Source organism: Acetobacterium tundrae, assembly GCF_008086615.1.
GTDB classification, from domain to species: domain Bacteria; phylum Bacillota; class Clostridia; order Eubacteriales; family Eubacteriaceae; genus Acetobacterium; species Acetobacterium tundrae.
This window is the reverse complement of record NZ_RXYB01000001.1, coordinates 71,924-95,278: the sequence shown is the minus strand read 5'-3', so window position 1 is coordinate 95,278 and position 23,355 is coordinate 71,924. Positions and strand designations below refer to the sequence as shown.

Below are 23,355 nucleotides of genomic sequence, written 5' to 3'. Positions count from 1 at the left end.
ACAGTGAAATTTTTTTGAAAAGCTTTTTTTATTTATTTTTTGAATGATGATGTTGTTCGGTGTGTTCACGTTCTTCCAGAATTTCCTCTTCTGTTTTGCGTCGCGGTATAAATCTTTTCACAAAATTCCCTTTGCTTCGCTTCGTAATATAAAAATAACCAATAATTGAAAAGACCACTGCTCCAATAAAATTTACAAACAAGTCCTTCATGGTGTCATACAAACCAATGTCGATGTATCCGCCATAATTCCAGGTTACTCCATTTACAACTATATCATGTATCGGCAAAGTAACCGCCACATTTGCTCCGGTAGGATTTAGAATAACTGAACTGATGGCAGGAAGAATCGTATCTTTCTGCATATCTGTATGAAACAATATATCCATACTAAATTCAAAAAACTCCCACATTACACCAACTGTCATTGAAAAGCAGAAAGCTACAAATGCAACAAAAACAGGAGAAAGAGAAAACTTAACTTTCTCATTTCGGTTCAAAATATCAATCATGGAAAATCCAATGGCCGCACATAGAAAACCATTAATGACATGGAGCATGTCATCCCATTGATGAAAAATAAGATAATACGAGTTAATTTCTCCTAAAATATCAGCACCAAAAATAAATAAGAGTACAATAATCTCGAGTGTATTTGGCAACACGATATGCAGTCGTTTATTTAAAACTGAGGGAATCATAAACAATATAAGCGTTAAAACACAAAGAAAAACGTTATTATAATTGTCATCGTGAGCCTCTTCAATCAGGACAATCACTACGAGAATTCGCAATGCAATATAAACAAAAGTCTTAATTTTATTCTCTTTGACTTCTTTCTTAAAATCTTTAGTAAACTGCTTAATCCAATTTGTTTTATTTTTTTTCTTATTATTCATTAAATATCACTTTCACTTCTAATATATTTATTGCATTATAACATTAATCATCTTTTTTTTACAAAACAAAATAATTATTCACATGTATCACCACTCAAAGTATTATTTGACGAATAATACTTTCGATAATAATAAACTTTAGTTGATTGCATTTACATACTAAAGAGTTACTGAACTAACTCTTTTACCGTGATGCATCAATGAATGCTTTAAATAGATTCAATGTATTTTCGTCTTCACGCCAAAGAAACTCGGGATGCCATTGCACTGCCATGCCAAAGTCAATCTCCGGAATTTCAATGGCTTCCACCAGTCCATCATCACTATAGGCTGTTGCTAGTACACGAGGCGATAAAATGGAAATACCCTGGTGATGCATGCTATTAACCCGAATTCTTTCAGCACCGATAATATCGTTTAGTTGGGTGTTTTTTAGAACGCTGACATCATGAACCGGATGCTCAAAATTATTTTCTTGTTCATGAAGGATTGGCAGATCACGGTTCATTTGGATATTGATGTCTTGATAAAGACTCCCGCCCAAAACAACATTTATTAATTGTAGTCCTCGACAGATTCCAAATATGGGCTTGTTTTTTGCAATGACTGCATTCAGTAGCTTTATTTCAAAACTGTCCAATCGAGCGTTTATTTCATTGCAATATTTCAATACTGGTTCTCCGTAATATTTTGGATCAACATCCTTCCCCCCACTGAAAAGAAATCCGTCTAATCGATCAGCGATTTCTTCAATGTCATCTTGCTCTTTTAAAAGTGAAAGAATCACCGGTATGCCTCCTGCTGCAGTAATTCCGTTGGTATAACCAGGGTACATCCAGATACATTTCTTGTTGCTGTCATATAGAGGTAAAACCCCGATTAATGGTTTTTTGCACTGATTCATTCTATTTCCTTCCATATTTCTATGTTTAATTAATAAGTAGTTCCACTTGCTTTTGTCATTGAAATACCATACGTATTATTTTAAACGAAAAGCATCATAATCACAAGGAAAGTTAGAATCTTAGACATAATTGTGACCAAAGCGTGATTGCTATTCTCTAAAAAGTATTATAAAATGTAACTCATAGAAAGCGGGAGATAAAGCATGTCAAAAAAAACATTTTTAGTTATCACAATTATCACTTTTGTTGTATTACTTTTTACCGGATGTGTTAAAGATGATGGTTCGAAGACTTATATCACTTTAATGTCAGTTCCTATGGAAGCCACAGTACCAAACGGACTGCATCTTGATTGCATCTTAAGCATCACCAATGCCAATCCCAATGCCCCTGAAACCCCTGCGACCGCACAATTTGCAATATTTGGTTTCACAAATACACAAGGGGAAATTGAATACTATGCCTATGGTGAAAAGAAATCAGTTTTAAATGATCAAACCCACCTGCAGGAAGAGGGTTTTTATCCAATAAATTTCGTAAAAGATGGTCAAAATATTTCTGTATCATTAAAGGAAGGCAATTCTCCCCTCGCTAAAGTTAATCCAGGAACAGGAACTCCTGAAAATTATCAAGGTGAATTACCTTTCAGCTTCTACACGCCAACAGGTCAAACCGGTGTTTATACCTTCACTGATGCTTCGGGCAATATCGTTTATCGTGTCTATGCAGCTTTTTCAGGAGGTACCGGAAATTTCTTCCCGGCTAATGCTGATGGCACTATGGTTTCCGGTTCACTTCCAATTAATAAAACGACAGAGACAACACTGCAAAGCCAAGGCTTCGATGCTGTTACCAATTTACTTACAACACCAATTAGTTGTAAAGAAATTCAATTCATCTATGCGATTTAAACTTAGCATCAAAATAGAAACAACGATTTAAGATTAAGCTGATAATATCGTTAATAAAAAGCACCCCGTCTATCAGATCTAAAAAGTCTGTTAGACATGAGTGCTTTTTTTCCGGTTTTTAATCGTATACCGGATAAAACTCGGAATTTTGATGTGCTTTAAAGAACAATAACAATTGTTCTTCGGTCGTGCGTCCTAACGAAAGCGGCGGCAGATTGTCTAAAGCGAAAAATCCACTTTCAATGGTTTCCGTATTCTTTTTAAAATCGCCCTCCAGTAAATCACATAGCATTAAAATTTTATAAATAGTAAAGGGGCACGCATCCTCTACCCATTTACTGCGATCCAGCAAACCCACAAGCCGGGTGGGTTTTACCAACACGCCTGCTTCCTCAAAAGCTTCCTTGATCACATTTTCTTGAGGCGTTCTATTCACATCTGCCCAACCGCCTGGCAACGACCAGCAACCGTCTATTTTTTCTTTAACTAAAAGAATTTTATCATCAACGATGACACCCCCACGAACATCAACCTTTGGTGTTAAATAACCGACTTCACTTTGATAATAGGATTCAATTACTTCTTTTGGGACCTCGGTGTGTTTTTCAATAATTTCCCGAGATAATTTTTCTATTTCTCTGTAACGATCCAAATCATAATCATTTTTACAATATGTTAACCCAGATTGAGATATCGATTGTAACTCTCTTGCCCATACGATCCATTGTTTTTCCATTTTTCTAATTGAAGCGTTGCTTCTCACCTTTCAATTTTTTTAAAAAGAGACTTCTCTTTTTTTTATATTATGCTATAATGTAAATTAGAACAAATCTAAACTATTGATGTTTAAATTCCCATTTTTGGGGAATATAATATCAAAATATCAATTATGACTCAGGAGGTCTATTATGTGTAAAGAACCAAAGTTTTATGTCTGTAAACATTGTGGTAATTTTGTTGGTATGATCCATGAATCTGGTGCTCAAATGATTTGCTGCGGCGATCCTATGACGGAAGTTATTCCCAATACAACTGATGCAGCTCAGGAAAAACATGTTCCAGTCATTACTGTTGATGGTAACAAGGTTAGTGTTGATATCGGAAGTGTTCCCCATCCAATGACACCTGAACATCACATTGCCTGGGTATATCTGGAAACATCCCAAGGCGGCCAGCGCAAATGTTTACCAGTTGATGGTAAACCACATATCGAATTCGCTCTAACCCCTGGTGATAAAGTAATTGCCGCTTATGAATATTGTAACCTTCATGGTTTATGGAAAGCAAGTCTATAATTTAAATACTTTTCGACTTTGAAAGAAGCAGCCTTTTCAGGCCGCTTCTTTTTTAATATTTTCTAAAAAAACTCGTCCAGGAACTCGGCGTAAGTGCCTTTGTAAAGATCCAAATCAATAAAGGTTTCATTCCCGTCGTATCCATCTAAAATGCCCCGTTGGGTATACTGCCAGAATGTAAAAGATCCTCCATTGGGAAGCGTTTTCGGCCAGCTGTTGTCCAAATCGACGATCCAAATTTTATAGTCCGTATAATCTGTCCCGATATATAGGTTGAAAACTCGTTGCGAAGTATAAATAATCGGTTTAACGCCATAATGATCTTCAAGTGCTTTTAGGAACTCATCCAATATAACCTTAGCTTGTTCCTTTGGCAGCGGATTTTCGTCATATTGACCGTACAATTCGAGATCAACGACCGGTGGCAAATTATCTTTTGATACCGGTACATTTGCAATGAAATTATTTGCCTGATCTTTTCCCGTGGTATCATAATCCAGGAAATGATAAGCCCCTACTTTTAAGTCTGTTTTCTGACTTGCATCCCAATTTGTTTTAAATTGGGTATCCACATAATCATTACCTTCTGTCGCTTTGATATAGGCAAAATCAATATTTTGTGCAGCGAGGGTCTTCCAGTCAATCACCCCCTGATAAGCCGATAAATCGACACCTCTTACATAATGGTTTTTTCCATTGTCGTTATTATACAAATTAGTGCAACCATAAATTAAACAAGCAATGAGGATTAATGCCCCAATGCCGGCAAACAATAAAATCAATTTTCTTTTGCTCATTCATTAGTCCTCCTGTTCTTTATTTAGTACCTATTATATCAAAAGATTAACTGGCGGGAAACCCATTTAAGGAGTTATAATATACTCACAGATCGACTGCCCCTAAAAGCTAAATATCAGTCGTCATTTTAAAGGAGATTCTATGGCTAATCAAACAACTTTATCCCCTGTTCTTAAAGCTAAACTCACCCATTTAAAGGAATGCCTGAATGATTTTTCAAATGTCTGCATCGCTTTTTCTGGCGGAGTGGACAGTACTCTATTGCTAAAAACCGCCGTCGAAGTTCTCGGTAAAAAAGTATTGCCCATTACCGTTAACGGCGCCATGCTTCCCCGTTCTGAATTCGCCGAGGCTCAGGCACTTGCTAATGAAATCGGTGTCTCTCCGCTTGTGATCGAAGCAGATGTCTTCGCATTGGAAAATTTCGTCAAAAATTCTTCTGATCGCTGCTATCACTGTAAAAAATTTATTTTCACCCAAATAAAAAAAGCGGCCATTGAAAATGGATATAACGTCATTCTCGATGGATCCAATCTTGATGACATGAAAGACTATCGCCCTGGGATCCGCGCTCTTGGGGAACTGGGTATCTACAGTCCGTTGAAGGAATCCGGCCTGAAAAAGCAGGACATTCGTGATCTTTCGGCTTACTACGGTCTGCCCACCGCTGCCAAACCGGCCATGGCTTGCCTGGCGACTCGCATTCCAACCAGCACCCGAATTACACCCGAGGCGCTTAAGGCGGTGGAAGCCGGTGAGGATTATCTCAAATCAATCGGACTCAGCCAATACCGTCTGCGTTTACTGGGCGATACGGCAAAAATCGAATGTGCCCCCGAAGATTTCAATGCCATTATTGAAAACCGCCAAACATTGGTAGCTACCCTTAAAAACCTGGGTATTAAGACGGTCACTCTGGACCTGGCTGGGTATGGCTGCGGAAATATGAACGGCTAAAACTCCTCGTTAATTTCATCCAGATCTCGGTACATTTGGTACAGATCATAATAGATGCCTTCGCTTTTGATGAGTGACTCATGCGATCCCTGTTCCACAATGCCTTCATCCGTTAATACCAGAATAATGTCTGCATTCCGAATCGTGGTCAGCCGGTGAGCAATGGTGAAGGTGGTTCTCCCTTTTGTCAGTTTTTGAAGTGATTCCTGTACGATTCGTTCGCTTTCATTATCCAATGCCGAAGTGGCTTCATCCAAAATCAAGATCGGGGGATTCTTTAAGAAGACCCGGGCGATACTGATGCGCTGTTTTTGCCCGCCGGACAGTTTGACTCCCCGTTCCCCTACATAGGTATCATACTGTTCCGGCAGTTTCATGATAAAATCATGAGCTCCCGCCTGTTTCGCCGCAAGCTCCACATCCTCATCGACGGCATCAGGCCGTCCGTACATGATATTTTCCCGAATTGTTCCGGAGAATAAATAAACATCCTGCTGAACCATCCCAATCTGAGACCGCAGGGAGTGAAGTTTCAACTCCTTGATGTCCTGTCCGTCAATGCAAATACGACCGGCAGTCACATCATAAAACCGCGGAATAAGATGACACAGGGTGCTTTTACCACTTCCTGATGGTCCAACGATGGCGATATTCTGTCCGTGGATGACATTAAGATCGATATTGGAAAGCACCTCATCGATTCCGTCTGAGTATTTAAAGCTCACTTTTTCAAAGGCTATATCGCCTACGACCTCAGTCAGTTCCTTGGCATTTTCAGCATCGGTAATTTCCGGCGGTTCATCCATCACCTCAATAAAACGTTCAATTCCGGTCATTCCTCTTTGAAACTGTTCAGCAAATTCGACAATTCTTCGAATCGATGCCAGCAACGTTGTAACATACAGTAAATAGGCGATAAAATCACCCGGATTAATGGCTCCATTAATCATAAATAAGGATCCGCCTACGACCACTAAAATACTCATCAGTCCATCAAATATGCGTGTGGTCGCCTGGAATCCAGCCATATAGCGATAGGATTCCTTTTTTATTTTTAAAAACAATCGGTTGCCAACGCCAAATTTTTCTTCTTCTAATTTTTCATTGGCAAACGATTTAACAACCCGGATTCCCAAAAGATTATCTTCAACCTGAGCATTAATTTCACCGGTTTGTACCCGGGCGCGTTTAAACGCTTCCCGCATTTTTTTTCTAAAATAGCTCGTTGATATCAACATCAACGGAAATCCAATAAAAATAATCACCGTCAGCCAGATATTGATATTGCCTAAAATTATAAACGCAACCGTGATCTTCAATCCTGCTATGAAAAATTCTTCCGGACAATGATGAGCAAATTCTGTGATATCAAAAAGGTCAGTGGTAATACGAGAAATCAACTGTCCGACTTTTGTATTGCTGTAAAATGAATAGGAAAGCTTCTGGAAATGACTAAACAGATCCCGTCGCATATCCGTTTCAATTCTTGTTCCCATCACATGACCAATGTACGCCGTAAAATAATTGGCGACTGCATCAATGATCAGCAGTGTCATATAAAACAGACCCAGGGACAAAATGATTTTAATGGTCAGCCCTTGAAGATCATTCATCCCCATATTGGTAAGATATCGAATGATGAGTGGCAATACCAAATCACAAACCGTTGTCAGCATGGCACAAAAAAGATCCAGTGCCAGAATCCATCGGTATTTTTTGTAATAGGGTAAAAAGCGCTTGATTAAATAAGTATTCTTGTGTTGTTTTTCCAAATTTTCTTTTCCTTTCCTATTTTTATATTGCCTCTAGATTATACCATAGTTTTTTTGCATACAAAAACGACCTTGAAAGAATAAATTCAAATTCATTCTATACAAGGTCGTATATTTGTCAAAAGTTTTTTTTCAAAATCAGACAAGAAAATTATTCAGGCTGTGGCACGCCATCTTTTTGGGGTTTGATTATTAAATAAGCGACTGCAGCCAATGCAAACACAATCAATGAAACATAAAATGGGAATTTGATGTTTTCTGTCATACCCATGATTCCGGCAAGGAAAGCAAACATATAAGCCGAGCAGAATCCACCAATGTTCAGAGCTGCCATAACGATACCGGACGCGGTTGGCATTTGACTGGGGTGAACAGCAGCACCTAAATCCATAAAGACAGTCGGTATGATGAAAGCAAAACCAATTCCCGCAAGGGTTGTCCCGATATACATAAATATAATTGAATTGCCTAAGCCGATACTAGTCATGGCAACCGCCAAAAGTGCAAGACCTAGAGCCAGAGAATTTTTCTTGAAAATAGCGAATACTTTAGCGAAAATTAAGCCGCCAAGCATTCCGCCCACCGTAAACATCGTTAAAACCAAAGCGGCTTCTGCCGCACCACCCATACCTGTGGTAGCGATGATGGTTGACATATTAACCAACATAGGATAGATAAGAGCCATTATAAAAAAGATAGCAAGGGCAAATCCAAAAACAGAACCCGGTAATTTTGGTTTTGCTTCACCAGCGGCTTGGGCCGGTACTTTTGCCGGTTCAGGTAAAAATAGGATAAGAATAAGGGTAATAATACCAAGACCATGAATAAGGAACGCATATTCCCATGATGCAGTAGCGGCTATACCACCCAGCATTTGAAAAAGAATGCCGCCAACATTTGCAACAACGTTACTGAAACCCATCATCTTAGCACGCTCTTCACCATCAAAGAAGGCAATAATTAAAGCGGCGCCGAGTGGTACGGTAATCCCAAGACCGATACCGAAGATGGCACGAACGATCAGGATTGCAGTAAAAGACGAAGTGGCCATGAAATAGGGAGCCACGCCACCACCGATAAAGAGAATCATACCAATGATTAAGAGTGTTTTATACGTAACAACACTTCCGGCAAGGCGACCGGAAATTAATGTTGCCGGTACTGACATGAGCACTGCCAGCGTTGAAACAAGCAATAGGGTTGTAAATGGTACAGTTGGAAATGCTGCAGCAATATTTGCAATTGCCGGAGTAATTGTTCCAACTCCCATTTGAACAAAGAAAACGGAAAGAACGGCTATTTTTAGAAATTTACTGTTTTTCATTTTTTCCTCCAAAATTATTAGTAATTATTAAAATTCCATAACCAATGCTTATTAACATCAGTTTTACTGCAAACTAATTTATTGACACATCCTTTCATACTGCTTTAATACAAGGGTTACTCAATTAAAATCTTTCACTTCCCCTACATTTATACAAATTTGATACACTCGACAGCCTGTGATATGTTATTCTCAGCTGCCTCTCCGCGCATATTAGAAACCGTTTTCATTAATCGTTTTCAATTCATTTCCCAAGTACTTTATCTTTGGTGCGAAACATCTGATTCAGGAAATTTTCGAACTCTTAATGTGGCAATTATTATATGCGTACAACTTTTATTTATTTGTATATCTTAAGGTTTTACGATTATTATAGCAACGTATAATTGCACAAAATAATATGCGGGTGCTGTTCAAAATGCACAGCACCTAAACGGATCCGCAGAGATGGAAACTTACGCCCTGAATTATTTAAATGCCTTTATCCGTTATTCTAACTGTTTCATGCTGCCTATTCATCATTGAAAAAGAAAAATAAAACGACTTCTATTTTACTTTTTCAATTCATAAACTTTTAGCTCTATGCACTTCCTGGTTCGTCGATAACCAATTCTCGGTTTTAAATAAGACTAAATATTATTTTTCCAAAACAACTAGGCGATTTTTAGGCAAATAAAAAAGTCTGTATGAATTGGCACCATCCCATACAAACTTTTAATATTAATCTGTTTCTGTTTCTATTTTTGATCATTCCGAATTATTATTTTAAAAAATATCCAGATATTCTAAATACTTCATCTGAAACAAAAGCAGTTCTCGCAGTTTCCAATCATCAAATTGATCACCCAGAAGCTGTTCGATACGATTGATCCGATACTGTAATGAATTTCTATGCATGTGCAGCAAATTTGAAGTCGTCGAAATACTGCTTTCATTCCTAAGATATACTTTAAAAGTTTCAAAATAATCTGATTTGTGTTCCACATCATAATCAAGCAACTTCTGAATCATCGGATGAACCATCCGATCAGCCGGCATCTCATCAAAGAGGAGTTTCATGCCATAAAGGTCCGCAAATTCATAAAAATGATAGATCCGGTCCTCTCTACCCTGCTTTTTTATGAAACCCAGAACCGTCTCAAACATGGGATTAAATTTGTGCAGTTTCAAAAATGATTCAAAAGGAGGACTTAATATGCACAGACAATGATGAAGATCGAGGAATTCCGTCATAATTTTCTGGGTCTCATCGGCCAGATAGTCGTCCCCGCCAATCGGAATGATGATATAAATATACAGGTCCATCGCAATGCATTTTGAATTCGGCATCACTTTTTCCAGATAATCCATAATCGTAAAATATAAATCCATCCTGATGTCACTGTTTCTGAATGAAATCAGTGCCATTTGATAGCTGGAGTCCACATCGAATCCAAGTTTCACTAAAAGCGCATTAATTTCATCTGAATCTTTGAATTTCCGGTTGAAAAGATTGTGCAAAAACTCCTCATAGATCAGACCTCGGTCCGCTTTCATCTCAAAGTACTGACCTGAATTCCTGTTTATTTTCCTGAAAAGGTACTCATACAGCTGAAGAGTGTGCTTGTCAAAAGGTTTCCTCGTTTCATAGAATTTATGCATGCCGAAATAGGCGATCGGTCGGCCACCGCTACGCAACAGCGAAACCTGAACATGATGTCCGCTGATGCTCGAAGTGATCTCAATCGAGCTGCCTTTCGCCTTGATGATATCCCTCATCATCGGTGAAGTGTTCAAAATATTCTCGTAATATTCAGTCATATACCCCAATTTCAGTGATTTCCATATCGGATCATCCGGCGCATCCATTTCTGTACTGATGGCCAGAACCTTATGATTCAGATCCAGAATATTGACCGGCATTTCCACCATTTCTGTCGCCAGATCAATGATTTCCTGCAACGAGGCATTTTCGAGAATCAGCGAATTCAGCCGCTCTTCAAGAGAATTGTAACGATGGAAAATACTGATAATAAAATTTATGTTTTTTTCCGGCGTAATCCCTTCAACCATCAGAAGATTGATGGTCTGATATTTTTTTATTTCAAATCCTTCCGGTATTCCCCAGCAGACCACATTCAAACTAACCGGAACTGCATCCGGGTCAGGCAAATCTTCGGATTTCATCAGATAAAGACAGTTTTCTCTAAAGTCGAAATGGTCGGGATTGTAAATTTCATATGTATCAATCGCCATATCCGCATCGTCGCGGATATTTTTCTGCACAATATGATTGCTTAAAACTTTTTCAATAATATTTATGCTAATTTTCGTCACAATCACCTCCTTTTTATGAGAAATGATTATACCACAATTTTAATATTTGGAGTGGAATTCGCGCCTTATTTCAAGAAATATTTCGAACTTAAAAATCAATTACAACAATAGTCTCCGTTTTCTGAAATTTAAATGCTCTAAAATATACAGAGTTGTTTTTATATTTTTTTCTTGCACATCTAATTTTTTATGTGTATAATCAAAATTAAGTAAATAAAAGAAGCGAACATATGGTGCCTTGAATGCAAGGAGAATAGGGAATCAGGTGAAAATCCTGAACGAACCCATCACTGTAAGGGCGGAGCAAACCACAATAACCACTGTTTTTTTAATGGGAAGGTGTGGCATGCGATGATCCCCAAGTCAGGAGACCTGCCTATGATTCGGTTTGTATGAATGACGGTAAAGTTCATGGTTATTATTATTTAATAACTGTGGACTTTTTTTATTTTCCTAAAGATTAATTAAAATTCAGGAGGAGAATATGACCATTCTAGAAAAAGCCAGAGCCGGTGAAGTCACCGCTGAAATGATTGTTGTCGCAGAAAAAGAAGGGATCAGCCCTGAACTCATTCGTCAGGGAGTTGCCGCCGGTGAAATCATTATTCTAAAAAGCACCCGCCCAAATATTAAACCGGTAGCTGTTGGAAAAGGCCTTTACACCAAAGTATCCGCCAGCGTCGGCATGTACGAAGAGTCCGACACCATTGACGGTGAACTGGCTAAGATCGCGGCCGCTGTAAAAGCCAAAACGGATACTCTAATGGATTTAAGTGTCCGAGGTCCGATTGATGCAATGCGGGAGAAAGTTTTATCAACTGTCGACCGACCCGTGGGAACCCTGCCCCTCTACCAGACCCTTGCCGTGGCCCAGGAAAAATATGGCACCGCTCTGGATATGACCGCCGACGACATGTTTGAAATCATGGAAAAGCAGGCCGCTGAAGGCGTGAGTTTTTTGGCTCTACACTGCGGCACCACCATGGATGTCGTCAATCGCGCCAAAGAAGAAGGTCGAATTGATCCGCTCGTCAGTTATGGCGGATCCCATCTGATCGGCTGGATGGTTCACAACCAATGTGAAAATCCACTTTTTACCCAGTATGACCGTGTTTTGGAAATCTGCCGGAAATACGATGTGGTTCTCAGCTTCGCCGATGGGATGCGACCTGGCAGCATCGCTGATTCCCTGGACGGTGCTCAGGTTCAGGAACTGGTGATCCTTGGCGGACTGGTTAAGAAAGCCCGAAAAGCCGGTGTTCAAGTCATGGTTAAAGGTCCCGGACATGTGCCATTGGATCGGATTCAAACCACCGTTGAATTACAGAAAAGTCTTTGCGGCGGTGCTCCCTATTTTGTCTTCGGTTGTCTTCCCACCGATTCCGGAGTTGGTATGGATCATGTCACCGGCGCCATCGGCGGCGCCATTGCTTCCTATTATGGAGCTGACTTTCTCTGTTATGTCACTCCTGCCGAACATATCGGCATGCCAAACGTTGAAGATGTCTACATGGGGGTTATGGCCAGCCGTATTGCCGCCCATGCCGGAGATATCGGGAAAGGTCATCCTAACGCCATCGCCTGGGATGAAGAAATGTCCGTCGCCCGTCGCAAGCTCGACTGGAACAGACAGATGGAATTAGCCATTGATCCCGAAACCGCCACTAAAACGTGGAAGGCCCGAAGTACCGATTTTTCCTCTGAATGCACCATGTGCGGAGATTTCTGTGCAATGAAAGTTGTTGGCCATTACTTAAGAGAAGAAAACAAGGAAGCGAGGAACTAATAATGACACAAATGATAAAAGCCCGGGCCGGAAAAATAACCGAAGAAATGGAAATGGTTGCGCTTCAAGAAGGCGTAACCCCAGAATTCATCCGCAATGGTGTTGCCAATGGCCGCATCGTCATTCCTAAAAACAAAAATCGCGATCATTCCCAAATCTGCGGCATCGGCGGCGGACTGGATATAAAGATCAACGGTTTGATGGGAACCTCCAGCGATCGGGACGACATGGAAATGGAAGTCAAAAAAATACAGGCGATGGAAGAAGAAGGTGCCAGTGCCTTTATGGATTTGAGCATGGGCGAGCATATCAATGAAATGCGTAAGCTAAGCCTTCAGTCAAACATTGCCGTTGGTTGTGTGCCGGTTTACCAGGCCAGCGTGGAAGCCGTTGAAAAAAGAGACCTAATGGTCAATATGACCTCTGACGATCTTTTTTCAGTCATTGAACAACAATGTGAAGAAGGCATGGATTTTATGGCGGTTCACAGCGCCTTGAATATGGATTTGCTGAAAATCCTCAAAAAAACCGGCCGGGTGACCGACATTGTCAGTCGCGGCGGTTCTTTGATGACGGGATGGATGTTCCATAACGACAAAGAAAATCCTTTATATGCGGAGTTTGACCGTCTTCTGAAGATTCTTAAAGCAACCGATACGGTTCTCAGCATCGGAGATGCCATCCGTCCCGGCTCTAATGCCGATTCACTCGATCAATCACACCTTCGCGGCCTGATGATTGCCGGAGAATTGACCAAACGCGCCCTGGCAGCCGGAGTCCAGGTGATGGTTGAAGGACCCGGGCACGTACCACTGAACCACATTCCAACCGCCATGCTCCTACAAAAACGTCTTTGCTACAATGTTCCCTATTATATTCTGGGCTTCCTGGCCACCGATGTGGCTCCCGGTTATGATAATATTTCCGGTGCCATCGGCGGTGCTTTTGCAGGCATGCACGGCGCAGATTTTCTCTGCTACCTGACTCCTGCAGAACATTTGGGTCTTCCCAATGAAGAGGATGTCCGTATCGGGGTTCGAACCACCAAAATCGCTGCTCAGGCAGCCAATGTTTTAAAACGGGGAACCGCCTGGAACAAAGATCTAGCCATGGCAAAAGCGCGAGTCGCTCGAAATCAAGAGGATCAAATCAAACTGGCGATCAATCAGGCCAACCTGACTGCCGCCTTCGCTGCCAGTCCATCTCACGGCTGCGCCGTCTGCCGGGATACCCGTTGTCCTGCTGATGTGGCGGCTGAATTCTTCGGCCTTGCCTGAAACAAAATTTACTGCTAAACTAGAGAAAGTATTATCAGGATCAGCTGGTTCTGTATGACCGGCTTACAGGCTTATTCCATAGGGGCTTGTATCGCAAGCCCGTAAAACGTTTGAGTCGGTTACGGCATGTTCTGGACGGGCGGGTAATACCCGCCCCTACGAATCCAGATATGGTATTAACAACAGTACCTGTCCCTACGAATCTGGACATGGTATTAACAGCGGTACCTGCCCCTACGAATCTTGACATGATATTAACTGTGGTACCTGCCCCTAAAAATTTAACTGATATAGCAATTTCACATGAAAGGATACGACATGATCGCAACAAAATATACACTTAAACAAGTTATCGAAAACATCGCACCGGCTGACCCGAAGTGGCGGCAGGCGGCAAGAGATCACATTGAAAAACTGGCAATCCCGCCCTGGAGCCTGGGACAGCTTTTGACTTTAGGGGAACAGCTGTCCGGGATTCAACGAACTATTCGCCCCAATGTTGACAAGAAAATGGTCATTACCATGGCTGGAGATCATGGCGTGGTTGCCGAGGGAATTTCGGCCTGTCCCCAGGAAGTCACACCCCAAATGGTTGAAAATTTCGTTAACGGCGGAGCGGGAATCAATATTCTGGCTAAAGCCGCCGGCGCCGAAGTCATTGTCGTGGATATGGGCATTGCCGTTGACCTGCCGGAGCTTGTCAAAAACGGCCAACTGATTGACTGCAAAGTTGCCTATGGTACTAAAAACTTCTACCATGAACCGGCAATGACCCGGGCACAGGCCATTCAGGCTTTGGAGGCAGGCATCAATGTCGCTTCTAAAGTAATTGAAGAACAAGGGATCAACTTATTAGCTACCGGCGACATGGGCATCGGAAACACCACCCCAAGCGCCGCAATTTTAGCCGTCATGGCGGAATATCCGGTTTCATCCGTCACCGGAAGAGGCACCGGCATCGACAACGCCGCCCTGATCAAAAAAATCAAGGTGATTCGGGAATCCATCAATCGCCTTCAACCAGATAAAAATGATCCGATTGATGTCCTGGCCAAAATTGGCGGCTTTGAAATCGCCGGCATTGCCGGAGTAATTCTCGGAGCGGCTTATCATCAGGTACCGGTTTTGGTGGATGGCTTTATTTCCACTGCCGGAGCGCTTATTGCCAAAGGACTTTGTCCTCAATCTCTGGATTATATGATTCCCGCCCATCAATCCGAAGAACCCGGTCATCAGCTCATGTGGCAGAACTTGGGCCTGCATCCTCTCCTTAACTTAAATTTCAGACTTGGAGAAGGAACCGGAGCGGCAGTTGCCATGCATATCGTGGAATCATCCGCCCGGATTATGTGCGATATGTTTACCTATGAAGATGCCGGTGTTACCAAAGGAGCAGGTACTATTGAAAGCTTATGATCCACACACTAATGGCGGCCAATATTTAGAAGATCTTTCAACCGCCTATTGGTTGTCCGATGCTTTGTTTACGGCACTTGAAATGGACATTTTTGAAACAATTCATGTTTTTGGCAGCCAGGGGGCAACCTCTGGTGAGCTCTCCCAGACCTTATGTTCCAACGAAGCCGCAGTCGGCCGTTATCTTGAACTGCTAAGAAGTTTGGGCCTTTTAGAACGATATCAGGAGTTTTATACCAATTCTCTGCTCACTCAAGACTATTTACTGAAGGAAAGTCCCCTCTACCAGGGGGACTCCATTCTGTGGCGAAAAAATCTTATTGCGGATTGGAACACCCTGAAAGCTTCTTTGCAATCCGGAGGCCGGGTTAATTTTCTGTCTGAAGATACCAGCGAAGATGAGTTGGATAACCGCCGGGAGAAATATATCAAAGCCATGGATAACATCGCTAAACTTAAAGCCAGTGAGTGTGTCACTTTTTTTAGCTCTCTTTCCGGCGAAATCCTCGATGTTGGCACCGGTTCCGGAGCTATGGCGCTAGCTTTTTTAGACAAGTTTCCGGATACCAGGGCTACTCTGTTGGACATCCGTCAGGTTCTTCCCCAGACAAAAAAAATAATCGAAAAAACACCTTTTTCAGATCGGGTTGACTATCATCCTGGCAATATTTTAGAACCGGAATGGGGACTGACTAAAAAATACCAACTAATTATTCTATCCAACATCGTCCATGCTTATGCTGAAGCCGAAAATGAGTTAGTGTTAAGTACCGCTACAAAACATTTAACGGATGACGGCATCCTTCTCATTCATGATTTTTTTAACGAGCATTGCCCCGTTAAAGCACACCTTTCCGATGTCAACATGCTGCTGAATACTTATAATGGCAAAGTGTTTTCGGGAGCATGGGTGATTGATACATTAAGAAAAAGCGGTTTATCCACCACTCCCCTTATCCCATTGGAAACCGATACAGCCCTTATTTTTGGTACCAAGTCATCATCTCTGATTGAAAATTTAGCCATCACACCCATTCAGAAACTGATTCATCCGATCCGGGAAATGGGATTTCATGATGTCTTCGAAATTTCTCCTGATTCAGTGGTGATTACAGACTTTGCCAAAAACAAGTGCCGTTTCGGATGTTCGTCGTATGATAAAAAGCATTGTGAATCAAACGACATCAGTCTGGATGAGACCCGGAGTCTGATCTCATCCTATTCAAAAGCCCTTCTTTTGAAAGGCGAACCCCCAACCGGAGATTTTCAGCATAAAATACTGGCTGCTGAAAAATTGGCGTTCACTGCTGGCTTTCATAAAGCTTTCTCCTTTTGGGCCGGTCCCTGTGCCATCTGTCCTAAATGCGATCTTGACAAGCCCTGCAAAAACACGAAAAATCGACGACCTTCTATGGAAGGCTCCGGAATTGATGTTTTTGAAACTGTTCGCGGAAACGGCGAAACTCTGGAAACCCGCTCCGCCAAAGATCAGATCGTCAAATATTACGGACTGTTGCTACTGGAGTAACCCGCACTTTTATCATACTTATGACGATTGATTCATCACATTACTAAAAAATACAATCAAGGAGCCATCATGAAAATATTATTCGTTCAAGCGCTCTCCATGGAGGGCATTGACATCGAACGGGTTTATCCCATTGGGATCGTTGTTCTTGCTTCCCAGGTCGAACGTCAAACCAATTACGATCTCCATCTTTTTGATATGAATATGTCCTCGGATCCCTATGGGGATCTGAGACATCAGCTGGATGCTCATCAGCCAGATGTTATCTGCGTTTCGCTGCGAAATATCGATCCCCTCGGAAACAAAACATCGTCCCTCATTCCTAATTTTGCGGTAACTTTAGCTTTCATTGACAAATACGCTCCGGAAGCAACGATTTTAGTCGGCGGCACCGGTTTTTCTTTATTTCCAGAACGTTTAATGATAGAATATCCAGAAATTGATTTCGGGGTCACCGGCGAAGCAGAAAAAATCATCGTTCCGCTTTTGGCAAATTTAGCGAACCCGCCCCGCCTGCCCGGTTTATGTTTCAGAGAAAACGGGAACGTTTCAATTGTCCCTCCCGTTGGGGATTACAATATGTTGGAATACCAGATGCCCAATCGGGATTTGCTGGACCCCCGGCCCTATCTAACCGTCAATAACTATGTGGAAAGTATCGGTGTGGAAACCAAACGGGGATGCAGTTTTACCTGCGGCTACTGTTCCTATCCACTGCTCCAGGGAAACAACATGCGTTGCCGCACCCCGGAATCTGTTGTGGATGAAATTGAATTTCTTTACGATACCTATGGTGTCACCCGGATTCATTTCACCGATTCGGTGGTAAATCTTCCCGTTGATCACCTGGATAACATCTGTAAGGAAATACTAAAACGCGGTCTCAAGATCAACTGGAGCGGTTTTTTCAGAGAAAACCTTCTAACCGAAGAAAATGTGGCCCTTTACTCAAAGTCCGGCTGTGAGTGTTTTTCGCTTTCACCTGACGGGCTCAGTCAAACCGCACTGGATGCCATGGATAAACACATGGCTGTCAAAGATATCCTCAACACCGCCCAGGTGCTGGCCAACAGCGGTGTCGTGACCGTTTATCATTTCCTGGTTAATACCCCGGGAGACACCGAAGAAACCATTAAAGAGGCCAAAGAGCTGATCGACGCAATTTATAACATTCACTATGCATCGAAAACCCTGGGCACTATTGTTTTAAACAATATTCGTATTTTGCCGGGAACCAAGGTTGAAAAACAAGCGCTTGAAAATCATGTGATTACACCAGAAACCGATTTGCTCTACCCTACCTATTACAATCCCGCCCCTTTTGATCGGTTGCGTTATGATTTGGAAATCTATCATACCAAGAAAAATATATTTATGTGGCAGGAGGTCGCACTATGAAAGTACTTTTATTAGAACATCCCCGCTCCTATGGGGAAGATCGCTGCAACGATATCGCCAATGCTCCCTTATCCGCCTGTTTAAATACCGGCTATATCGGGGGAATGCTTGCTTCCAAAAGTATTGATGTCACCATCGTCGACGGCTATCTGGAAAAGCTGGATTATCCCGCCATTGAAGCAGAGATTGCCAGAATCCGCCCCACCATTTTAGGTATTCACCTGGTGTATCACTGGGAAAACAATCAAACCCTCTACCAGTTTATTGAACAGGTCAAAGCGGCCTATGCCATTGACTACGTCACTGTTTATGGTTTCTATCCCACTTTTGCCTATGCAGAAATTCTCAACCGCTGCCCAGCCATCGACTCGGCACTTTTAGGCGAAAACGAGCTGACGTTCTCAAAACTTGTGGATCATTTCCCGGATGACCATTTGCAGGGAATTGCCTACCGACAGGACGGGAAAATCATCGCCACTCAGGGGGAGATCACCACCGATGTGGATTCACTCCCTTTTCCGCTGCGCAGTAAAGGATCCTATTCTTTTGGAGAAATCAACATCTCCGGCAGTCGCGGCTGCTACGGCGGCTGCACCTTCTGCTACATCAACCCCTATTACGGGGATGCCAAACGAAAATGGCGGGGGCGAAGCCCTGAAAATATCATTGCCGAAATTGACGCTATTATGAAGGAAACCGATATCCGCTATTTCTATTTTGTGGATCCCAACTTTTATGGTCCCGGTCGGGCCGGAAAAGACCGGGTGCTAAAACTTGCCGTACTCTTGAAAGATCGAAACATCCGCTTCGGCATTGAAGCCAGAGCCAACGATATTGAGGAAGAAACCATCACGGCTCTAACCGATGCCGGCCTTTGTCATATTCTCATCGGTTTAGAAAGCGGCCGGGATGAGGCGTTAAAACGGCTGAACAAACTGACCACCGTTGCCGATAATGAAAAAGCTCTGAAGATTTTGAGAAAATACGGTATTGAACCCAGCGTCGGCTTTATTATGTTCGAACCGGACTCCACCCTTGAAGATCTGAAAGTAAATTACGATTTTCTTAAACGAAATGATCTTCTGGAGAAACTGGAAATAAGCGTCAATGTTCTCTATCATCATATGATCATTCTTCAGGGAAGCTCCTCCTACAAAGCCCTTAAGGAACAGGGACGACTCAATATTTCTGATCACTCCACCTACGAAGCCGATACCGATTACCTGAATCCAAAGGTTGCCGCTATGGCCGGAATGATGCGGGATATGACTAACCATATTTTCACTTATATGAAAGATTCCTGGGAACTGAGTTTTAAAAAAGATCCTGTGATCACTGAAAAATACGATCAAATCAATAAGTTGCTGGCGTACTCCTTTGCCGGCTTATTGAATGAATTTGACAATGATGAAATGACGACTGAAAAAATAAATATTTATGTAAAATCATTCAATCAGACCGTTGATTTGATCATGTCATAAAAGTAAAAAGCTATACCGACCATTGCTGCACCTTCAGCAATGGTCGGTACTATTTTTTGGAGCCTGCTGGTCGATACAGACCGCCTCGTTGTATTAATTACCTCTGATTAAGCGAAACCAGGCAGGTGTAATTCCGAAACAGTTTGCTCTTTTTTCCTGTTAAAATTATAAAAACTCACCCTTGACTCTCCCCGTGGAGGAGGATTTATACTTCAAACTGTAGCAAGAAATGATTGGAGGGAAAAATGGAAATCAGTATTGAAGTGAAAAACTTAAACAAGCATTACGGCAATCGGATTGTGGTGAACAACTTAAATCTCACCGTTAAAAAAGGAGAGGTGTTTGGTCTTCTGGGTCCCAACGGGGCCGGGAAATCAACCACCATCGATTGTATCCTGGGTCTTAAATCCTTTGATAACGGATCGGTTCGGATTCTGGGCATGGATCCGACAAAGGAAAGAAAGCGACTTTTTGAGCGGGTGGGTGTCCAGCTGCAGTCCTCCAGTTATCAGGGCAATATCCGGATAGGCGAAATCTGTGAGGAAATGGCTGCCCTTTACCGCTCACCAGCTAATTACGATGACCTGCTGGCCCAGTTTAAACTGGATCAGTACCAAAAGCAGCCCGTGGCAAAACTGTCCGGAGGCGAAAAACAAAAGTTGTCAGTGCTGCTGGCGCTGATCCCTCAGCCCGAGGTCCTCTTCCTGGACGAGCTCACAACTGGGCTGGACACCGAGGCCAGACGGGCGGTATGGGATGTTTTAATCGATCTGAAAGAAAAGGGGCTGACACTTTTTCTCACCTCTCATTACATGGATGAAGTGGAGGTTCTTTGTGACCGAATCTGCATCATCAACCGGGGACATGCGCTGGTGACAGACACCGTTCCTGAGCTGATTAAAAGAAGTCCCTACCAACGACTGGAAGACGCTTATCTCTGGGTAATGAAGGAGGAAATCGCGGTATGAAAAAATTTTTGACCTTACTAAAAATCAAAGGCAAACTTTCCTTGAGATGCATTGACAGCATCTTTTTCGGTGTCTGCATGCCGGTAGGCATTATGATCTTAATCGGACTTATTTCCGGACAAAACCCGACCACTAGCGATGCCGGCACTACCCTGATTCAGAGTTCATTCGGAGCCCTGGCCACTGTGGGAATCTGTGCCACTGCGTTTATGAGCATCCCCCTGACCATCGCGGATTATCGGGACAAGAAAATTCTCAAGCAATTTTTTGTGACACCGGTGAGTCCAACTATGCTATTATGGGTACATTCCGTCATCAATATGTTGCTGTCAGTAGTTTCAGCCCTGCTGATTTACGCCGTGGCCAAGACCTTCTTCAGTTATGAAATGATAGGCTCCAAGCTGACGTTTATGGGGTCTTATCTGCTGGTCATGGTTTCCATGTACAGCCTGGGACTGCTCATTGCCAGCCTGTGCCAAACGGTCAAAACCGCCAACGTGGTCTGTAGTATTGTTTACTTCCCGATGTTGTTTTTATCCGGTGCCACCATTCCCTTTGAGATTTTTCCCAAACCACTCCAGGCAGTAGCTGGCTTTCTCCCCCTTACCCAGGGCATTAAGCTTTTAAAATCTACAAGTCTGGGACTTGAAACAAGTCTGCTGTTTCCCCTGATTGTTTTGTTTGGATCTCTGGTAATCGGAATTATTCTATCGATACGATTCTTCCGCTGGGAATAAGAAAGGAAAGCAAATGAACGAAACCTATCATTGCGAACGAAAAGAAAATACCGTATATTATAAAATCGGGCTGTTTTCAAAAATGAACCGGGTCACCATCAAGGCCCTTCGGCACTATGACGAAATCGGTCTTCTGGCTCCGGCTTTCATCGAAAAATTCACCGGATACCGGTATTATACATCCGAACAACTCCCCATCCTGCACCAAATTCTGGCGCTGCGGGAAATGGGGTTTACGCTGGACGAAATTAAGCAGGTTCAGGGCGGCATCCCAGAAAGAAATCTGCTTCAGCAAAAAAAATTGGAGCTCATGCATAAAATTGCCGAGGACACCATGCGGCTGTCCCAGGTAGAATCCTATCTGGCAAAAAATGATGGGGATACCGGGGAATACCACGTTATCCTCAAGGAGCTCCCTCAGGTGATTGTGGCATCCATGCGTACCATCGTCCCCGGGTACGACTCCCTGTTTCATATTCTCCCCCCGATGGGTGCCGAAATGGAACGACTCGGCTGTGTCTGTGCCGTTCCTGAATACTGCTTTAATATCTATCATGACGGTGAATACCGGGAAACCGATGTGGATGTTGAAATCTGCGAGGCGGTCACCGAAAAAAAAGTGGACTCGGACATGCTGACCTTCAAGGTCATTGACCGGGTGGAAAATGCGGCCTGTGCACTTCACAAAGGCTCCTATATGGGATTCCCCCGAGCCTACAATGCTGTGCTGAAGTGGGTGGAAAACAACGGTTATGAAATCATCGATAATCCCCGTGAATCCTACATTGATGGGGTCTGGAATAAAGATTCAGAGGCGGACTGGCTGACCGAAATCCAGTTTCCGGTTAAGAAGCTTAGCTGATTTTTTCATATTTGCTTGGACATGATCGTTATGGATACCATAAAAAACAAAAACAAGGATAAGGCCAGTTAAATACTAAAAATATTTCACAATAGTTGTATTAAATTAAATTAGAACATGATATACTGCAATTAATAAATGAAGGGGGTTCTCATATGAAACATTGTAGTGATTGTGGTCAGAACGTTATCCCGACAAAAAAATTTAGCTTCGTTTGGTTTTTAATTAATTGTCTCTGGTTAGTAGGGGGTATTGTCTATATCGTTTATTATTTTGCCTTTAAGAAAAAGACCTGTCCTTTATGCGGTTGTTCTAGTTTTGAACCTGAACACGTAGATGGCATCGGCCTCATTACCCGGGGCGTTCAGAAACTATCCAAAGAAGCGAAATAAGAAAGATTCAAAAAAGCTGATGAAGCAAATAAATATACCGTTTTGACAAGCATCTCACCGAGGTGCTTTTTATTTTCCGCAATTATCAGAACCAGCCCCCAACCAATATTTCAAGTCACAGATTCTTCTTCAAACCACAAAATATTGCAATGGATGGTCACTAAAAAAGCAACGAACCCTTGAAGGATTCGTTGCTCAGAAATAGTAAAGTGAGAAGTATGTCCATTACTTTTCACATATATATAGTAGCTATTTAAGCTTAAGATCGTCTGTAAATCACGTCAACAGTCTTATTAATTAAGGAAATACTAAGTTAAAGATCGAGAGGTCGGTT

General features: G+C 42.3%; 20 protein-coding genes and 1 riboswitch. Of the genes, 13 read left to right on the top strand and 7 right to left on the bottom strand.

What is annotated here, in order from left to right; genetic code table 11:
• Positions 1-28 precede the first annotated feature (28 nt).
• Both FZC40_RS00430 and FZC40_RS00425 read right to left on the bottom strand, forming a co-directional pair.
• Positions 29-898: a DUF2238 domain-containing protein gene (locus FZC40_RS00430; protein ID WP_148601979.1), complete on the bottom strand. Its 870-nt coding sequence runs from the start codon at positions 896-898 to the stop codon at positions 29-31.
• A gap of 184 nt (positions 899-1,082) precedes the next feature.
• The gene (locus tag FZC40_RS00425; protein ID WP_148601978.1) at positions 1,083-1,802 is read right to left on the bottom strand and encodes a gamma-glutamyl-gamma-aminobutyrate hydrolase family protein; all 720 of its coding nucleotides are present in this window, start codon (positions 1,800-1,802) and stop codon (positions 1,083-1,085) included.
• Between the two features lie 204 nt (positions 1,803-2,006).
• Here FZC40_RS00425 and FZC40_RS00420 point away from each other — a divergent pair, with 204 nt between their 5' ends.
• Positions 2,007-2,714 (top strand): hypothetical protein, encoded by a 708-nt coding sequence (locus tag FZC40_RS00420; protein ID WP_148601977.1) that lies wholly within the window; start codon positions 2,007-2,009, stop codon positions 2,712-2,714.
• 118 nt (positions 2,715-2,832) lie between these two features.
• Here the strand turns inward: FZC40_RS00420 and FZC40_RS00415 are convergent, their stop codons facing one another.
• Positions 2,833-3,450, bottom strand: a complete 618-nt coding sequence (locus tag FZC40_RS00415) for an NUDIX hydrolase (RefSeq protein ID WP_148601976.1) — start codon at positions 3,448-3,450, stop codon at positions 2,833-2,835.
• 172 nt (positions 3,451-3,622) lie between these two features.
• On the opposite strand from FZC40_RS00415, the gene FZC40_RS00410 reads away from it, so the two are divergent.
• Positions 3,623-4,009, top strand: a complete 387-nt coding sequence (locus FZC40_RS00410) for a desulfoferrodoxin family protein (protein ID WP_148601975.1) — start codon at positions 3,623-3,625, stop codon at positions 4,007-4,009.
• 62 nt (positions 4,010-4,071) lie between these two features.
• On the opposite strand, the gene FZC40_RS00405 is transcribed toward FZC40_RS00410, so the two are convergent.
• Positions 4,072-4,806 carry a glycoside hydrolase family 25 protein gene (locus FZC40_RS00405; RefSeq protein ID WP_148601974.1) on the bottom strand — a complete coding sequence of 245 codons (735 nt, stop codon included), beginning with the start codon at positions 4,804-4,806 and terminating at the stop codon, positions 4,072-4,074.
• 142 nt (positions 4,807-4,948) lie between these two features.
• On the opposite strand from FZC40_RS00405, the gene larE reads away from it, so the two are divergent.
• The gene (gene larE, locus FZC40_RS00400; protein ID WP_148601973.1) at positions 4,949-5,764 is read left to right on the top strand and encodes an ATP-dependent sacrificial sulfur transferase LarE; all 816 of its coding nucleotides are present in this window, start codon (positions 4,949-4,951) and stop codon (positions 5,762-5,764) included.
• On the opposite strand, the gene FZC40_RS00395 is transcribed toward larE, so the two are convergent.
• The 3 genes from FZC40_RS00395 to FZC40_RS00385 all read right to left on the bottom strand — a co-directional run bounded on the left by FZC40_RS00395 (position 5,761) and on the right by FZC40_RS00385 (position 11,176).
• Positions 5,761-7,536, bottom strand: coding sequence for an ABC transporter ATP-binding protein (locus tag FZC40_RS00395; protein ID WP_148601972.1), 1,776 nt, complete (start codon positions 7,534-7,536; stop codon positions 5,761-5,763). The two genes, larE and FZC40_RS00395, sit on opposite strands and share 4 nt — an antisense overlap.
• 151 nt (positions 7,537-7,687) lie before the next feature.
• Positions 7,688-8,860 carry an MFS transporter gene (locus FZC40_RS00390; protein WP_148601971.1) on the bottom strand — a complete coding sequence of 391 codons (1,173 nt, stop codon included), beginning with the start codon at positions 8,858-8,860 and terminating at the stop codon, positions 7,688-7,690.
• 765 nt (positions 8,861-9,625) lie between these two features.
• Positions 9,626-11,176 carry a PucR family transcriptional regulator gene (locus tag FZC40_RS00385; protein WP_148601970.1) on the bottom strand — a complete coding sequence of 517 codons (1,551 nt, stop codon included), beginning with the start codon at positions 11,174-11,176 and terminating at the stop codon, positions 9,626-9,628.
• Positions 11,177-11,390: 214 nt separating this feature from the next.
• Positions 11,391-11,570: riboswitch (cobalamin riboswitch) on the top strand.
• A gap of 90 nt (positions 11,571-11,660) precedes the next feature.
• Here FZC40_RS00385 and thiC point away from each other — a divergent pair.
• The 10 genes from thiC (at position 11,661) to FZC40_RS00335 (ending at position 23,021) form a co-directional block, all read left to right on the top strand.
• A complete protein-coding gene (gene thiC, locus FZC40_RS00380) occupies positions 11,661-12,962 on the top strand; it encodes a phosphomethylpyrimidine synthase ThiC (protein WP_148601969.1) in 1,302 nt (433 codons plus the stop codon).
• 2 nt (positions 12,963-12,964) lie between these two features.
• A complete protein-coding gene (gene bzaB, locus FZC40_RS00375; RefSeq protein ID WP_148601968.1) occupies positions 12,965-14,239 on the top strand; it encodes a B12 lower ligand biosynthesis ThiC-like protein BzaB in 1,275 nt (424 codons plus the stop codon).
• Positions 14,240-14,557: 318 nt separating this feature from the next.
• Positions 14,558-15,655 carry a nicotinate-nucleotide--dimethylbenzimidazole phosphoribosyltransferase gene (gene cobT, locus FZC40_RS00370; protein WP_148601967.1) on the top strand — a complete coding sequence of 366 codons (1,098 nt, stop codon included), beginning with the start codon at positions 14,558-14,560 and terminating at the stop codon, positions 15,653-15,655.
• Complete coding sequence (locus tag FZC40_RS00365) at positions 15,642-17,183, top strand: DUF2284 domain-containing protein (RefSeq protein ID WP_279233299.1); 1,542 nt, start codon at positions 15,642-15,644, stop codon at positions 17,181-17,183. Before cobT ends, FZC40_RS00365 begins: the two co-directional genes overlap by 14 nt.
• Before the next feature lie 69 nt (positions 17,184-17,252).
• Entirely contained in the window at positions 17,253-18,581 is a 1,329-nt protein-coding gene (gene bzaD / locus FZC40_RS00360) for a B12 lower ligand biosynthesis radical SAM protein BzaD (protein ID WP_148601966.1), read from the top strand.
• Complete coding sequence (locus FZC40_RS00355) at positions 18,578-20,062, top strand: B12-binding domain-containing radical SAM protein (RefSeq protein WP_148601965.1); 1,485 nt, start codon at positions 18,578-18,580, stop codon at positions 20,060-20,062. The genes bzaD and FZC40_RS00355 overlap by 4 nt, the downstream gene beginning before the upstream one ends.
• Before the next feature lie 245 nt (positions 20,063-20,307).
• On the top strand, positions 20,308-21,030 hold the full coding sequence (locus FZC40_RS00350) for an ABC transporter ATP-binding protein (protein WP_148601964.1): 723 nt from the start codon (positions 20,308-20,310) through the stop codon (positions 21,028-21,030).
• Complete coding sequence (locus tag FZC40_RS00345; protein ID WP_148601963.1) at positions 21,027-21,767, top strand: ABC transporter permease; 741 nt, start codon at positions 21,027-21,029, stop codon at positions 21,765-21,767. The genes FZC40_RS00350 and FZC40_RS00345 overlap by 4 nt, the downstream gene beginning before the upstream one ends.
• A gap of 13 nt (positions 21,768-21,780) precedes the next feature.
• The gene (locus tag FZC40_RS00340) at positions 21,781-22,629 is read left to right on the top strand and encodes a MerR family transcriptional regulator (RefSeq protein ID WP_148601962.1); all 849 of its coding nucleotides are present in this window, start codon (positions 21,781-21,783) and stop codon (positions 22,627-22,629) included.
• A 155-nt stretch (positions 22,630-22,784) separates the two neighbouring features.
• A complete protein-coding gene (locus tag FZC40_RS00335; protein WP_148601961.1) occupies positions 22,785-23,021 on the top strand; it encodes a hypothetical protein in 237 nt (78 codons plus the stop codon).
• The last annotated feature ends 334 nt before the right edge of the window (positions 23,022-23,355 follow it).